Source organism: Kribbella sp., from assembly GCF_035655035.1.
GTDB lineage: Bacteria > Actinomycetota > Actinomycetes > Propionibacteriales > Kribbellaceae > Kribbella.
Genome location: NZ_DASRVN010000380.1, coordinates 1 through 14,435, shown reverse-complemented (window position 1 = coordinate 14,435; position 14,435 = coordinate 1). Strand labels below are relative to the sequence as shown.

The following is a 14,435-nucleotide window of genomic DNA, read 5'->3' as shown; positions in this document are numbered from 1 at the left end:
CAGGTCCAGGTGCTGCTCGTCGGCAGCGAGCCGCTCGGCGAACTCCTGCACCGAGGCGAGGTCGGCGAGGTCGATCCGCCGTACCTCGAGCTGCGCGTCCGGGTGCTCGGCGAGGATCTCGGCACGGGCCGCCTCGCCCTTGGCCGGGGTCCGGACCGCCATCACCACACGGGCTCCGGCGGCGGCGAGGCGCTTGGTGGCCTCCTTGCCGGTGCCGCTGTTGGCGCCGGTCACGACAACGAGTTTGCCGGTCAGGTCGGGTACGTCGTACATGCTGCACACTCCATAAAAGACTGGTGGTCTGTTATGAAGTGACGTTATCAGACCGCTGGTCCGATAACAACAGACCGTCGGTCTGTAGAATGTGTGACATGAGTTTCCAGCGCGCCCGGAGCGCCGAGCAGCGGGCCGAGCGGCGGCGGGCGATCCTCGCCACCGCGGCCGCGATGCTGACCGAGATGCCGGTCGCGGACCTGAGCCTGAACGAGCTGAGCCGGCGCGTCGGCCTGGCGAAGTCGAACGTGCTGAACTACTTCGACTCCCGCGAGGCCGTCCTGCTCGAGCTGTCGAGCAGCGAGCTCGACGCCTGGGTGGACGACCTGTCGGCAGCCCTGTCGAAGGTCCCGTCGACGTTGTCGTGTGACGAGCGCGCGCAACAGCTGGTCAGCACCGTGGTCGGCACGCTGACCGAGCGGCCGGTGCTCTGCGACCTGATCAGTACGCAGGCGGCCGTCCTGGAGCGGAACATCAGCACCGAGACGGCGCTGGCGTTCAAACGCGCCGCGGCGGCCACCTACGAGCGGATGATCGCGGCGATCGCGGCGATCCTGCCCGAGCTGGGCACGGACGGGGCGAGCCAGTTCATCGCCACCGGAAGCGTGCTGGCCGGCGCGATCTGGAGCCACTCCCACCCCGCTCCATCCATCCTCGCCGCCTACGAGGCCGACCCGTCACTGGAAGCGATCCGGCTGGCCTTCGAGCCGTCCCTCTCGGCCGCGTTACGGACGATGCTGTACGGCGCCCTGCCGCGCAATTAGGGCAGACAGTGGCCGGGGTTGGACCTCCCGGGATCCTAGGCTGATCCCGGTGCCGTCCAGACCCTGGCAGGAGAACCATGGCCGAGCTGCTCCCCTACGACTCGCGAGCGGGCGCGTGGGCCGAGTCGATTGTCAGTGTCGCCGGCCCGAACGGCGCGAACACGCGCTGGGACGGCGAGGTCATGGTCCGCGACGGCGACCGGATGCCGAGCGTGACGACGTCCGAGTCGGGGATGAACGGCCTCCAGTACTACCTGTTCATCCTCCGCGAGCATCAGCAGGCGGTGGAGCAGCAGACCCCGGCGGAGCTGACCGCGGAACAGCGGCAGGAGCGCTGGGACACGCTGGTCGAAGCCACCGGCTACGTGACCTCCCAGGCGACCGGGTTGCTGACTCCGTTGGCTGACATGCACCCAGTCGGCCAGGTGGACGCCGATCTGAACGGCGGTCTGGCCGACGTCTGGACCCAGGAGCGGCTGCAGCACGTGTGGCAGCACAGCGACTCGGCCGGCCTGATGTCCGCCGACGGCGTACCGAACCCGCACTTCACGTACGCCGGTCGCGGCCCGGCGGCCGACGCCACCCGCGACGTGCTCACCGAGATCGCCCGCCAGAACGGCCAGGAGCCGTCGTCCGGCGACTTCGTGGAGTCGTGTGACGAGCTGATCCGGATGAAGCCCGACCATCGCTGGGCCGCGCTGGTCGCGAAGCTTCCCGGCGGCGAAACGCTGTCCCGCGACGAGCAACGGAACCTCGGCCACCGGCTCCGGACCCAGTTCAAGTCCGCGGTCGACGCCCGCAACCCCGGCAGCGGTACGCCGGAATCGCCGGCCACCGTCGCGACCCGGAAGGTGGCGTCGGCCGTCCGCACGACCACCCAAGGACGCACCGGCCCCATCGACGACCGGACCGCGTCGTTCGCCCGCGACGCGGCACTGCCCGCCGCCGACGGGGCGAAGGGCAGCAACGCCGGCACCGGCCCGGCCCCGAAGAAGCCGGGACTGCGGATCTTCCGGGGCCTCAGGCGGTAGTCAGTCCGGGTCGTACGCGAGGTTCGGGCGCAGCCAGCGCTCGACCTCCTCGACCGAGAGGTTCCGCCGTACGGCGTAGTCCTCGATCTGATCGCGCCCGAGGCGGCCGACGCTGAAGTAGCGCGAGGCCGGGTGGGCGAAGATCAGCCCGCTGACCGCGGCGGCCGGTGTCATCGCGTACGACTCGGTCAGCCCGAGCCCGATCTGCTCCGCCTCGAGCAGGTCGAACAGGTCCTGCTTCTCGGTGTGGTCCGGGCTCGCCGGGTACCCGAGCGCCGGCCGGATACCGCGGAACCGCTCCGCGTGCAGGTCCTCCAGCACCGGCCGGACGTCCGGCTCGAACCACGCCTTCCGCGCCTCCAGGTGGATCCACTCCGCGAACGCCTCCGCCAGCCGGTCGGCGAGCGCCTTCACCATGATCGCCTTGTAGTCGTCGTTGCGTTCCTCGTACGACTTCGCCAGCACCTCGGCGCCGTGGATCGCGACCCCGAACCCGCCGAGGTGGTCGCCCGCCGGCGCGATGTAGTCCGCCAGGCAGCGGTTGTGCCGTCCGGCCGGCTTCTCGGTCTGCTGCCGCAGCATCGGGAACGACCGGTCGAGCCCGTCCAGCACGATGTCGTCGCCTTCGGCGTGCGCCGGCCAGAACCCGTACACGCCCTCCGCGGTGAAGGACCCGTTCGCGATGATCTCGTCCAGCAGGGTGTTCGCGTCGTCGAAGAGCTCGCGCGCCACCGGCTGGTCGAGGATCGCCGGGTACTTCCCCTTCAGTTCCCAGGCCAGGAACAGGAACTGCCAGTCGACCATCTCGCGCAACGTCTCGATGCTCGGTGAAACCCGCTTGAGCCCGGTGAACGCCGGCACCGGCAACTCGCCGTACTCCACCGGCTCCCGGTTCGCGCGCGCCTCGTCGATCGTCAGCATCGGCGCGCGCTGCTTGTTCGCGTGCTGCTCGCGGAGCCGCTCCTGCTCGATACTGTTGCTCTTGGCAAGCTGTTCGGCGCGGTCGTCGTCGAGCAGGTCGGACACCACGCCGACTACTCGGGACGCGTCCAGCACGTGCACGGTGGTGTTCTCGTACGCCGGGGCGATCCGGACCGCGGTGTGCTGCTTGGACGTGGTCGCACCGCCGATCAGCAACGGCAGCTTCAGCCCGCGGCGCTGCATCTCGGTGGCCACCGAGACCATCTCGTCCAGCGACGGCGTGATCAGCCCGGACAGGCCGACCGCGTCCGCGCCCTCGGCGACCGCGGTGTCCAGGATCCTTGCCGCCGGCACCATCACGCCGAGGTCGATGACCTCGTAGTTGTTGCAGCCGAGCACCACGCCGACGATGTTCTTGCCGATGTCGTGCACGTCGCCCTTCACGGTCGCGAGCACCACCTTGCCCTGGCCGCGGACCATCTCCGCCCGGCCCTCGCGGCGGGCCTGCTCCTTCTCCTCCTCCATGAACGGCTCGAGGTAGGCGACCGACCGCTTCATCACCCGCGCGCTCTTCACCACCTGCGGGAGGAACATCTTGCCGGCACCGAAGAGGTCGCCGACGATCTTCATCCCGTCCATCAACGGGCCCTCGATCACCTCGAGCGGCCGCGGCAACTGCTGCCGCGCCTCCTCGGTGTCGGCCTCGATGTAGTCGACGATCCCGTGCACGAGCGCGTGCGACAGCCGCTCCTCGACCGAGCCCTCCCGCCAGGTCAGGTCGACCTCGCGCTGCTTGCCCTTGCCCTTCACGTTCTCGGCGAACGCGACCAGCCGGTCGGTGGCGTCGTCGCGGCGGTCGAAGATCACGTCCTCGACCAGCTCCAGCAGGTCCTTCGGGATGTCCTCGTACACCGCGAGCTGCCCGGCGTTCACGATTCCCATGTCCAGCCCGGCCTTCCCGGCGTGGTACAGGAACGCCGAGTGCATCGCCTCCCGGACGATGTCGTTGCCGCGGAACGAGAACGACAGGTTCGAGATCCCGCCGCTGATGTGCACGCCCGGGCAACGCGCCTTGATCAACGGCAAAGCGTCGATGAAGTTCTTCGCGTACCCGTTGTGCTCGGCCATCCCGGTCGCGACCGCCAGCACGTTCGGGTCGAAGATGATGTCCTCGGCCCGGAAGCCGATCCCGGTCAGCAGGTCGTACGCCCGCGCGCAGATCTGCACCTTGCGGTCGACGGTGTCCGCCTGCCCCTGCTCGTCGAACGCCATCACCACGGCGCCGGCACCGTAGTCCATGATCTTCCGGGCGTGCTCGAGGAACTGCTCCTCGCCCTCCTTCAGGCTGATCGAGTTCACCACGCCCTTGCCCTGCACGTGTTTCAGCCCGGTCTCGAGCACCGACCACTTCGAGCTGTCGATCATGATCGGGATCCGGGCCACCTCGGGCTCGGTCGCGATCAGGTTCAGGAACGTGGTCATCGCCTGCTCGCTGTCCAGCAGGTCGGCGTCCATGTTCACGTCCAGCAGGTTCGCGCCGCCGCGGACCTGCTCCAGCGCCACGTCGACCGCGGCCTGGTGGTCGTCGCCCTCGATCAGCCGGCGGAACTTCGCCGACCCGGTGACGTTGGTCCGCTCGCCGATCATCACGAACCCGGTGTCCGCGCTGATCTTGAACGGCTCCAGGCCGGAGAACCGGGTGGTGTGGTCGGCCGGTACGACGGTGCGCGGCTCCAGGTTCTCGACCGCGTGGGCGATCCGCTCGATGTGCGCGGGCGTCGTACCGCAGCAGCCGCCGACGATGTTCACCAGCCCGGACTGCGCGAACTCCTCGAGCATCGCGGCCGTCTCGGCGGGCGTCTCGTCGTACCCGCCGAACGCGTTCGGGAGGCCGGCGTTCGGGTGCGAGGCGACGTACGTCCCGGCGAACCGGGCGAGGTCGGCCACGTGCGGGCGCATCTCGGCGGCACCGAGCGAACAGTTCACGCCGACGACCAGCGGATCCGCGTGCTCGACCGAACTCCAGAACGCCTCGACGGTCTGGCCGGACAAGGTACGGCCGCTCAGGTCGACGATCGTCACCGAGATCCAGAGCGGCAGGTGCGGCGCCACTTCGCGGGCCGCGGCGACGGCCGCCTTCGCGTTCAGCGTGTCGAAGATCGTCTCGATCAGCAGCAGGTCGACGCCACCCTCGGCGAGCGCCGCGATCTGCTCGGCGTACGTCGCCTTGACCTGCTCGAACGTCACCGCGCGGTACGCCGGGTCCTCGACCCGCGGGCTCAGCGACAGCGTGACGTTCAACGGGCCGATCGAGCCGGCCACGAACCGCGGGCGGTCCGGGGTTGCGAACTCGTCGGCCGCCTGCCGGGCCAGCCTGGCGCCGGCCAGGTTCATCTCCCGCACGTACTGCTGCAGGGCGTAGTCGGCCTGGCCGATGCTGGACGCGGTGAAGGTGTTCGTGGTGGTGATGTCGGCACCGGCCGCCAGGTACTGCCGGTGGACGTCGAGGATGACGTCCGGCCGGGTCAGGTTGACCAGGTCCGGGTCGCCGACCACGTCGTGCGTCGCGTCGTTGTAGCGCTCGGGCTCGTAGTCCTCGGGCTTCAGCTTGGCGTTCTGCAGCATCGTGCCCCACGCGCCGTCGAGGATCGCGATCCGCTGATCCAGCAGCTCGCGCAGCGCGGTCTCACTCATCTGCCAACCCCTCCAGAAGAAACTCTCCGGAGGCGCCCTTGCAGTCGGTGCACCAGGTCGAGCGTGGCGGACCTGGGTCCGTTGCAGCGCCTCTCGGCCTGGATGCCCCATGTTAGTGGCGTCACATCGTCCGCCAAGTCCTCCGTCCACATAGTAGGACGGGTGTTCAATCAGTGGATGAGCTCCTGGATCGCCGGGGCGTAGAGGCCGGCGATCGTGTCCGGGGTCGCGGCCGCGACCGGGCCGGCCTTGTCGATCGCCAGCAACGCGCCGAGGCCGAGGAGCTGCGCTGTGATCAGGCCGGCCCGCAGGTCGGCGTCCGGGCCGGTCAGCCGGGCGGCGAACGCGCGGGTGACCTGGTCGCGGAAGTGCTCGCGGATCCGGGCTCGCTCGTCACTCTTGCCGGCCGCGAACACGACCCGGACCAGCAGGTCCTGATCGTTCTCCCGGCGGTACTCCACCAGGGTCCGCACGGCGTGCTCGGCGAGCCGCTCGTTCGGTGCGGCGAGCAGCAGTTGGGCGGCCTCGGTGAAGTCGGCGACCCGCTCGAACAGCGCTTCCTTGCCGCCGAAGTACTTCACGATCAGGGCGGCGCTGACGCCGGCGTCCGCGGCCACCCCGCGGAGCGTGACCGCGTCGTACGACTCCCGTGCGAACGCCTTCCGGGCAGCCCGGAGGATCGACGTCCGCCCGGGGTCGGTCATGGCGTCGTCACCTCGTACGCCGGTACGGGACGGCGTACCGGGATCAGCAGCACCAGCCCGGCGGCGACCGCGGCCGCGATGCCCGCGATCACGAACACGATCAGGTACGCCGACAGCGCGGGCGCGACCTTTCCGGCCTCGGAGATCGTGACGTTGGCGAGGACGGTCGCGACGATCGTGCTGCAGATCGCCTGCCCGACCGTGCGCATCAACGTGTTCAGGCCGTTCGCCGCGGCGGTTTCGGTCACCGGCACAGCATGCATGATCAACGCCGGAAGCGCCGAGTACGCCACGGCCGTCCCCGCACTGACCACGGTTGCTCCGACCACGATGCCCGCGACGCTGCCGCTGGTGAACAACCGCACGACGTACCCGGCCGCCATGATCACGGACGCGATCCCGAGCGTGAACCGGGGACCCTTGACAGTGGAGATCCGGGCGGAAACCGGCGACAGCAACACCATCGCCACACCGCCGGGCAGCAGGCACAGTCCGCTGACGACGATCGATTCACCCAGCCCGTAGCCGGTCCACTTCGGCTCCTGCACGAGCTGAGCCGTGGACAAGGAGTTGGCGTAGAACGCGAACCCGATCAGCAGGGCGCTCAGGTTGGTGAACAGTACGGCGGGCCGCGCCGACACCCGGAGGTCTACGAGCGGGCTCTTCGTGCGCAGCTCGTACCACCCCCAGATCGGGACCAGCAGCAGCGCAACGACGTACAGGCCGGCGAGAGTCGACGTACTCCACGAACTGCTCTTCGACACCGCGAGCAGCAGGCAGACCAGGAAGGCGCTCAGCCCGAGCGCGCCGAACACGTCGAAGCGCCCGCTGCTGCGGACCGCCGACTCCGGGACGATCAGCAGCACGAGGACGATGTCCAGCAGGCCGAGGCCGAGGTTGATCCAGAACATCGTGTGCCAGTTCGCGTACTCGACCACGAGCGTCGCGGCCGGGATCCCGAACGCGGCACCGATACCGAGCGTCGAGCTCATGATCGCGATCGCCGGGATCACCCGGCGGGGCGGGAGTTCGTCGCGGAGGATGCTGATCCCCAGCGGTACGACGGCGACCGCGGCGCCTTGGAACGCGCGGCCGGCGATCAGCACGGTCAGGTTCGAACTGGTCGCGCAGAGCAGCGAGCCGACGACCATCGAGGACAGCGCGATCAGGAGTACGCGGCGTTTGCCGTACATGTCACCGGCCCGGCCGAGGAGCGGGGTGAAGACCGCGCCGGTCAGGAGCGTGACGGTGATCAGCCAGCTGACGTCGGACGCCGGACTGTGGGTGATCCCGGGCAGGGCAGGGAGCAGCGGTACGACGATGGTCTGACTGACCGAGACCAGCACACCACAGAACGCGAGCGCGGCCAGGATCAGACGGGGACGGGCAGTCAAGCGGATCCTCACAGGGGTGAACTGCTGTTTACTCAGGAATCGTAAACGCTTGTTCACCCCACCGGAAATGGACCGGGAAACCGCCCACCGATCGGACCAGCAACCCGGGCCGCGGCGTACCTAGTCTGATGCCATGAGGATCTTCGTAGCCGGCGCATCCGGCGCCATCGGCCGCCACCTCATCCCCCACCTGGTCACCCAAGGCCACAAAGTAACCACCCTCACCCGCCACCCCCACCCCGCAATCGGAGCTGCACCCGAACCCGGGACCGGGACTCGAACCAGAGCCGGGGCCGGAACCTGGGCCGAGGCTGGAGCTGGAACCTCAGCCGGGACCAGAGCCCGGACCGGGACCTGGGCCGGGGCTGGAGCCTCGGCCGAGACCGGGTCTCAGGCTGGAGCCGGGACCGCCGCCTGGGCTGAGACCGGAGCTGGGACCGGAGCTGGGACCTGAGCTGGGACCGGAGCTGGGACCGGAGCCGGGACTGGAGGTGGAGGCGGTGGTGCCGGTGGTGTTAGGCCCGGTGCTGGGCCCGGAGGGGTTGGATCTGACGGGGGCGGCGTGGGGTCTTGGGGTGGGGGTGTGACGGTTTGTGTGGGGGATGTGTACGACCGGCAGCGGTTGGGTGAGTTGGTGGGGGCGGCGCGGCCGGAGGTGGTGGTGCATCAGTTGACGGATCTCGGGGCGCGGGACTTCGCGGCGAACAGCCGGATCCGGCGGGAGGGGACGCGGAATCTGGTGGATGCGGCGCTCGCGGCTGGGGTGCGGCGGGTGGTTTCGCAGAGTATTGCGTGGGCGTACGAGCCGGGTCTCGCGCCGGCTGACGAGGGGACGCCGCTCGACGTACATGCGGCTGACGAGGGTCGGCGTACGACAGTTGAGGCGGTTGCCACGCTGGAGGCGATCACGGCGGAGGCGCCTGAGTGGGTGGTGCTGCGGTACGGGATGCTCTACGGGCCTGGTACTTGGTACACGACGGGCGGGCTGATGGCGAGCAGTCAGCTGCCGTACGGGCCCGACGTCACGAGCTTCCTGCACGTCGCGGACGCCGCCGAGGCCGCGGTCGCCGCACTGACCTGGCCGTCCGGTCCGGTCAACATCGTCGACGACGAACCACTCCCCGCCTCCACCTGGGCTCCCGCCTTCGCCCGCGCGGTCGGCGCTCCCCCACCCACTCCGTCCACCCCTACCCCTACCCGAACCCGTGGTCCCGCGGCGCCACCAACACCCACGCCCGCACCCTCGGCTGGACCCCCACCCACCCCACCTTCCTCAAATCCCTCGCTTAACCCACCCAGTCGTGTCGAACGGCTCCCACCCAGTTCGCCGAGTCGTGGGTTTCGGCGCGATTTGGCAGCGGGGTTTCACGACCCGGTGGGCGCAAAGGGGTCGGACCCGGCGCTCCGAGGGGGAGGGGAGCGCACGGGTCCGGGTCGAGGGGCCGCCAGAGGCGGCGCGGGAGCCGGGGCCAGCAGCCGGACTGGGGGCCAGAGGCCCGGAGCCGGGGCCGGGGCCTGAGGCCGGAGCCCGGAGCCAGGGCGGGGGCCGGAGCCCGGAGCCGGGAGCCCGGAGCCCGGGCCGGGGGCTGGGGGTTAGCGGACTGGGCCTTGGATTAGTTGGATGGTGGATTTGTGGGGTTGGCCGGATTGGTCGGTCCAGCCGACTTCTACCTTGTCGCCGGGGTGTTGCTTGTTGAGCAGGGTGGAGAGGGTGTCGGGCGAATCCACGGCGTGACCGGCGAACGAGGTGATCACGTCGCCGGCGGTGATGCCGGCGTCGTCGGCGTGGCCGTTCGCCACTACGTCGCCGACGACCGCGCCGGTGGTACCGGGGCTGGTCACCACCGAGATACCGAGCATCGCCGAGTCGCCGATGTGCACCGACGTCGAGGACTTGCCGTTCTCGATCTGCTGGGCGATACCGAGCGCCTCGTTGATCGGGATCGCGTACCCCTCGGTGGTCGTCCCGGTCCCGCCGCCGTTACCCGACCCGTTCCCATTGCCAGAACCGTTGCCCGAGCCGTCGCCGTACCCGTTCCCATTGCCGTACCCGTTGCCCGAGCCGTTCCCGTTCCCCGAGCCATTGCCGTTGCCCGAACCGTTCCCGGATCCGTACCCGTTCCCGTTGCCCGAGCCGTTGCCGAATGGGAAGCCCGTGCCGTCGCCGTTCCCGTACCCGTCGCCGTTGCCGTACCCGTCGCCCCACGCCGCCAGCGTCGCTGTCGCGGCCGACGCGGTGGACGCCGAGCTCTGTCCCGGAATTCCCTGGCCGCCGTTGCTGCCGCCGTTGCCGGCCACGTCGACGCCGACCACCTGGCCGCCGGAGTTCACCAGCGGGCCGCCGGAGTCGCCGGCCTGGATGTTGGCGTCGGTCTGGATCAGGTTGGTCAGGTTCTCCGGGTCCTGCCCGTTCTGGTCGGTGGCGGTGATCGCCTGGTTCAGGCCGGTCACCTTCCCGGCCGCGTAGCTCGGCGTACCGCCGGTGCCGCCCGCGTTCCCGACCCCGACGACCTGGTCGCCGAGCTTGACCTGGTCGGAGTTCCCGGTCTTGGCGGTCTGCAGCCCGGAGGCGTCCTTCAGCTTCAGTACGGCGATGTCGTGCGCCGAGTCGTACCCGACCACGCTCGCGGTGTAGGTCTTCCCGTTGCCGATGTCGGTGACGGTGATCGCCGTCGCGCCCTGGACCACGTGGTGGTTGGTGAGCACCTCGCCGTCGGAGGTGAGCACGATCCCGGTCCCGGCGGCGCGGGCGTTCTGGTACCCCAGCACGGTGTTCACGTCGACCAGCCCTGGCGACACGTTCGCCGCGACGGACGAGGCGTCGAACGTCTTCTGCGACAGCTGCGAGTTGTGCCCGCCGACCCGCTGGTCGATGCCCCAGGCAACCGAACCGGCGACGAGCACCGCGGCCAGTCCCAGTACTCCGGCACCGAAAAGCCGCCGCCGGTGCTTCTTCGGAGGCTGCGGCGGCGGCCCGAACGGGAACTGCGGCCCGAACGGCCCCGGCTGGTACTGCGGCCCGTGAACGGCCTGCTCGTACTGCGCCCCCGGCTGCTGGTACTGCGGCGCACCCTGCTGGTACGGCCCGTGCGGGTACTGCTGGTAGCCGCCCTGCCCACCCTCGTACGGTCCCGGTCCACCGCTCTGGTTCATCGCTGTCGCCCTCCTCGGCCAATTCCCTCTGTTACGAGTAGACCGCGCCAGACTGAGAACTCCATCGGCCCAACCAATGAATCAGCTGAGAATCCGCTCCACGGCCGCCACCACCGCCGCCCGCCGGACCTTCGCGTCCGGGAGCTCCGCGCCGTACTCCGGGTTCATCGACGACCAACTGGTCGCGATCGCCTGGATCAGCGAGAGCAGGCTCACCGGGGTGAACCGGCGGGACACGGTGCGTCGCCGCATCCCGCGCTGCAGCTCCTCCAGCCGCCGCTGGTTGACCGCGATGATCGCCTCCAGCGGCCGGCCGTCCGGCCGCTCGAGCCGGTACCAGACCGAGAGCCGCAGCCGATCCGGATGCGCCTCGAAGTAGTCGAACACCGTGCCCGCGTACGCCGGCAGGTCGTCGACGTCGAACCCGACCTCGTCGAGGTACTTCTCCAGCGACGCACTGAAGACCGCGTCGAACAGCTCGTCCTTGCTCCCGAAGTACGCGTACAGCATCGCCTTGTTGCACCCGGCCACTTCGGCGATCCGGCTGACCCGCGCACCGCCGATCCCGCGCGCGGCGAACTCCTCGGTGGCCGCGTCCAGGATGCGCGCCCGGGTCCGGTCTGCGTTCCGTTGCTGCATGCCTCGCAGCGTACCAACCAACTGGTTAGTTGATTTCCAACCAACCAGTTGGTTAGATGAAGACCAGATCCAACCAAACGGTTAGTTAGGAATCAGGGATGAGCAAGATCTGGCTGGTCACCGGCAGTTCGCGCGGCCTCGGACGGGCGCTGACCGAGGCGGTGCTGGCGGCCGGCGGCCGGGTCGTCGCGACCGCACGCAGGCCCGAGCAACTCGACGACCTGGTCACCAAGTACGGCGAGCAGCTCCGCGCCGTCGCGCTCGACGTCACGGACGCCGAGGCCGCGCGGGCGGCCGTACGGACGGCGGTCGACGAGTTCGGCGGGCTGGACGTGGTGGCGAACAACGCGGGGTACGCGAACAGCGCGGCGATCGAGGAGATGGCCGACGACGACTTCCGGGCGCAGATCGAGACGAACCTGTTCGGCGTGGTGAACGTGACGAAGGCCGCGCTGCCGGTGTTCCGGGCACAGCGCGGCGGGCACTTCCTGCAGTTCTCGTCGATCGGCGGCCGGGCCGGCGGGACGCCGGGGATGGGCGCCTACCAGACCGCGAAGTTCGCCGTCGAGGGCTTCTCCGAGGTGCTGCACAACGAGGTCCGGCCGTTCGGCGTCCGGGTGACGATCGTCGAGCCGGGCGGTTTCCGGACCGACTGGGGCGGCTCGTCGATGCAGCTCCACGACGTGCACCCGGACTACGAGAGCACGGTCGGCGAGATGCACCGCCGCCGGCTGGAGACCGACGGGAAGCAGCCGGGCGACCCGGCGAAGGCCGCGCAGGCGGTCCTCGAGGTGGTCGGCCTCGAGAACCCGCCACTGCGCCTGCTGCTCGGCAGCGACGCCCTCGCGCTCGCCGAGAGCTCGTCACGCTCCCGCGCCGAGGAGGCTGCCGCCTGGGCCGGCCTCACCCGGTCGACGGACTTCCGGTAGTCAGCCGCGCAGGTCGCGGAAGAACTCCCGTACGTCGGCGACCAGTTCCTCCGGCACCTCGAGCGCGGCGAAGTGGCCGCCGTGGTCGAGGTCCGTCCAGCGGGTGATGTTGTTCGAGACCTCGCAGTACCGGCGGATCGCGACGTCGTGAGCGGTGGCCAGCACCGCGGTCGGTACGCCGGAGTTCGGCCGCGGCGCCCACGAGCGCGGCCAGGCGTACCCGACGTACGCCGCGGTCCCGCCGGTGCCGGTCAGCCAGTACATCATCACGTTCGTCAGCAACCGGTCCTTGCCGATGATTGCCTCGGGCAACTCCGACGCCGGCCAGGTCCAGGCCTTGAACTTGTCCATGATCCAGGCCAGCTGCGCCACCGGCGAGTCCACCAGCCCGTACGCGAGCGTCTGCGGCCGCGTCGACTGGATCGAGATGTAGCCGAACTCGTCCTTCATGAACTGGGCGATCCTCGCCATCTTGTCCTGCTCCAGCGGCGTCAGCGTCCGCAGCTCCTCGTCGGAGATCTGCATCGGCGGCAGGTTCGTCCCGCCGTTCGTGTGTACGCCGACGACGTGCGCGGGCGCGACCCGCCCCACCTCGGGCGACACCGACCCGCCGAGGTCCCCACCCTGTACGCCGTACCGCTCGTACCCGAGCTCCTCCATCAACGCGGCCCAGGCCCGCGCGATCCGCTCGAACGTCCAGTTCTCGTCACTGGTCGGCCCCGAGAACCCGAACCCGGGCAGCGCCGGAATCACCACGTCGAACGCGTCCGCGGCCTGTCCGCCATGAGCGACCGGATCGGTCAGCGGGCCGATCACGTCGAGGAACTCCACGATCGACCCCGGCCAGCCGTGCGTCAGCAGCAGCGGCAACGCGTCCGGCTCCGCCGAGCGGACGTGGATGAAGTGGATCCGCTGCCCGTCGATCTCGGTGGTGAACTGCGGGTACGCGTTCAGCTCCTTCTCTGCCGCCCGCCAGTCGTACGAGGTCCGCCAGTACTCGGCCAGCGACGACAGCCAGGACACCGGTACGCCGGTGTTCCAGTCGTCGCCCGGAAGTGCGACGGGGAACCGGGCACTCGCCAGCTTGGCGGCGAGGTCATCGAGCGCGCTCTGCGGGATGTCGATGCTGAATTCCTTGATCATGTCTCCAGTCTGATCGCCGGTTAGGACACCTTCAGTCCTAGCCAGCTGCCAAACTGAAGAACATGATCGAGACGTCCGCACGACTGCTCAAGCTGCTGAGCCTGTTGCAGCAACCCAAGGAGTGGAGCGGCGCCGCCCTGGCCGGTGAACTCGGCGTCGGGGTCCGGACGGTACGGCGGGACGTCGGCAAGCTGCGCAACCTCGGCTACCCGGTGGACGCCGTACCCGGGGTGGCCGGCTACCGCCTCGGCGCGGGCGCCGCGCTTCCGCCGCTGCTGCTCGACGACGAGGAGGCGGTCGCCGTCGCGGTCGGCCTGCGCGCCGCCGCCAGCGGCACGGTCGCGGGCACCGAGGAGGCGTCCGTCCGCGCCCTCACGAAGCTCGAGCAGGTCCTGCCCTCCCGGCTGCGGTACCGCATCGAGCTGCTCCAGCAGGTCGCCGTCACCCCCGCGGGCGGCCCGTCGGTGCAACCCGACGTACTGCTGGCCGTCGCCGCCGCCTGCCGCGACCACTACCGGCTGCGCTTCGACTACCGCAACCACGACGGTACGGCGGCCACGCGCACGACCGAGCCGCACCGACTCGTGCACACCGGGCGGCGGTGGTACCTGGTGGCGTGGGACCTCGACCGCGACGACTGGCGCACGTTCCGCGTCGACCGGGTGCAGCCGCGGATCCCGACCGGCCCGCGGTTCACGCCCCGCGACGTACCGGAGCTGGCGTCCACGAATCGTGGTGTCGCGTACGGCGGCTACCGCTACCAGGCGCGCATCCTGGTGCACGCGCCCGC

Annotated in this window: 13 protein-coding genes and 1 riboswitch; of the genes, 6 read left to right on the top strand and 7 right to left on the bottom strand. The window is 69.9% G+C overall.

Annotated features, from left to right (window positions below; all coding sequences use genetic code 11):
• A partial coding sequence (locus VFF46_RS21435; protein ID WP_325038956.1) for an SDR family NAD(P)-dependent oxidoreductase occupies nucleotides 1-273 on the bottom strand: 273 nt, incomplete at its 3' end.
• Between the two features lie 98 nt (nucleotides 274-371).
• Between VFF46_RS21435 and VFF46_RS21430 the strand changes: the two genes are divergently transcribed.
• Both VFF46_RS21430 and VFF46_RS21425 read left to right on the top strand, forming a co-directional pair.
• Nucleotides 372-1,037: a TetR/AcrR family transcriptional regulator gene (locus VFF46_RS21430; protein WP_325038955.1), complete on the top strand. Its 666-nt coding sequence runs from the start codon at nucleotides 372-374 to the stop codon at nucleotides 1,035-1,037.
• A 77-nt stretch (nucleotides 1,038-1,114) separates the two neighbouring features.
• Complete coding sequence (locus VFF46_RS21425) at nucleotides 1,115-2,068, top strand: hypothetical protein (protein ID WP_325038954.1); 954 nt, start codon at nucleotides 1,115-1,117, stop codon at nucleotides 2,066-2,068.
• Here VFF46_RS21425 and metH read toward each other — a convergent pair whose 3' ends face one another.
• The 3 genes from metH to VFF46_RS21410 all read right to left on the bottom strand — a co-directional run bounded on the left by metH (nucleotide 2,069) and on the right by VFF46_RS21410 (nucleotide 7,781).
• The gene (gene metH / locus VFF46_RS21420; RefSeq protein WP_325038953.1) at nucleotides 2,069-5,683 is read right to left on the bottom strand and encodes a methionine synthase; all 3,615 of its coding nucleotides are present in this window, start codon (nucleotides 5,681-5,683) and stop codon (nucleotides 2,069-2,071) included.
• Nucleotides 5,684-5,706: 23 nt separating this feature from the next.
• A riboswitch (S-adenosyl-L-homocysteine riboswitch) is annotated at nucleotides 5,707-5,784 on the bottom strand.
• Nucleotides 5,785-5,853: 69 nt separating this feature from the next.
• Nucleotides 5,854-6,387 (bottom strand): TetR/AcrR family transcriptional regulator, encoded by a 534-nt coding sequence (locus VFF46_RS21415; RefSeq protein WP_325038952.1) that lies wholly within the window; start codon nucleotides 6,385-6,387, stop codon nucleotides 5,854-5,856.
• On the bottom strand, nucleotides 6,384-7,781 hold the full coding sequence (locus tag VFF46_RS21410) for an MFS transporter (RefSeq protein WP_325038951.1): 1,398 nt from the start codon (nucleotides 7,779-7,781) through the stop codon (nucleotides 6,384-6,386). Before VFF46_RS21410 ends, VFF46_RS21415 begins: the two co-directional genes overlap by 4 nt.
• Nucleotides 7,782-7,914: 133 nt before the next feature.
• On the opposite strand from VFF46_RS21410, the gene VFF46_RS40635 reads away from it, so the two are divergent.
• Nucleotides 7,915-8,235, top strand: coding sequence for an NAD-dependent epimerase/dehydratase family protein (locus VFF46_RS40635; protein ID WP_414673080.1), 321 nt, complete (start codon nucleotides 7,915-7,917; stop codon nucleotides 8,233-8,235).
• A 108-nt stretch (nucleotides 8,236-8,343) separates the two neighbouring features.
• Nucleotides 8,344-9,300 carry an NAD-dependent epimerase/dehydratase family protein gene (locus tag VFF46_RS40630; protein ID WP_414673079.1) on the top strand — a complete coding sequence of 319 codons (957 nt, stop codon included), beginning with the start codon at nucleotides 8,344-8,346 and terminating at the stop codon, nucleotides 9,298-9,300.
• 74 nt (nucleotides 9,301-9,374) lie between these two features.
• Here VFF46_RS40630 and VFF46_RS21400 read toward each other — a convergent pair whose 3' ends face one another.
• Both VFF46_RS21400 and VFF46_RS21395 read right to left on the bottom strand, forming a co-directional pair.
• Nucleotides 9,375-10,934, bottom strand: a complete 1,560-nt coding sequence (locus tag VFF46_RS21400; RefSeq protein WP_325038949.1) for a S1C family serine protease — start codon at nucleotides 10,932-10,934, stop codon at nucleotides 9,375-9,377.
• Nucleotides 10,935-11,015: 81 nt separating this feature from the next.
• Nucleotides 11,016-11,573, bottom strand: coding sequence for a TetR family transcriptional regulator (locus VFF46_RS21395; RefSeq protein WP_325038948.1), 558 nt, complete (start codon nucleotides 11,571-11,573; stop codon nucleotides 11,016-11,018).
• Between the two features lie 98 nt (nucleotides 11,574-11,671).
• Here VFF46_RS21395 and VFF46_RS21390 point away from each other — a divergent pair, with 98 nt between their 5' ends.
• Entirely contained in the window at nucleotides 11,672-12,502 is an 831-nt protein-coding gene (locus VFF46_RS21390) for an oxidoreductase (protein ID WP_325038947.1), read from the top strand.
• Here VFF46_RS21390 and VFF46_RS21385 read toward each other — a convergent pair whose 3' ends face one another.
• Nucleotides 12,503-13,645, bottom strand: coding sequence for an epoxide hydrolase (locus VFF46_RS21385; RefSeq protein ID WP_325038946.1), 1,143 nt, complete (start codon nucleotides 13,643-13,645; stop codon nucleotides 12,503-12,505).
• A gap of 62 nt (nucleotides 13,646-13,707) precedes the next feature.
• On the opposite strand from VFF46_RS21385, the gene VFF46_RS21380 reads away from it, so the two are divergent.
• On the top strand, nucleotides 13,708-14,435 hold a 728-nt coding region (locus VFF46_RS21380; RefSeq protein WP_325038945.1), incomplete at its 3' end, for a YafY family protein.

What these genes read in the sequence shown, in the direction of transcription:
- VFF46_RS21395 (WP_325038948.1), bottom strand. Translation starts at nt 11,573, where the DNA reads ATGCAGCAACGGAACGCAGACCGGACCCGGGCGCGCATCCTGGACGCG.
- metH (WP_325038953.1), bottom strand. Translation starts at nt 5,683, where the DNA reads ATGAGTGAGACCGCGCTGCGCGAGCTGCTGGATCAGCGGATCGCGATC.
- VFF46_RS40635 (WP_414673080.1), top strand. Translation starts at nt 7,915, where the DNA reads ATGAGGATCTTCGTAGCCGGCGCATCCGGCGCCATCGGCCGCCACCTC.
- VFF46_RS21390 (WP_325038947.1), top strand. Translation starts at nt 11,672, where the DNA reads ATGAGCAAGATCTGGCTGGTCACCGGCAGTTCGCGCGGCCTCGGACGG.
- VFF46_RS21425 (WP_325038954.1), top strand. Translation starts at nt 1,115, where the DNA reads ATGGCCGAGCTGCTCCCCTACGACTCGCGAGCGGGCGCGTGGGCCGAG.
- VFF46_RS21385 (WP_325038946.1), bottom strand. Translation starts at nt 13,645, where the DNA reads ATGATCAAGGAATTCAGCATCGACATCCCGCAGAGCGCGCTCGATGAC.
- VFF46_RS21430 (WP_325038955.1), top strand. Translation starts at nt 372, where the DNA reads ATGAGTTTCCAGCGCGCCCGGAGCGCCGAGCAGCGGGCCGAGCGGCGG.
- VFF46_RS21400 (WP_325038949.1), bottom strand. Translation starts at nt 10,934, where the DNA reads ATGAACCAGAGCGGTGGACCGGGACCGTACGAGGGTGGGCAGGGCGGC.
- VFF46_RS21415 (WP_325038952.1), bottom strand. Translation starts at nt 6,387, where the DNA reads ATGACCGACCCCGGGCGGACGTCGATCCTCCGGGCTGCCCGGAAGGCG.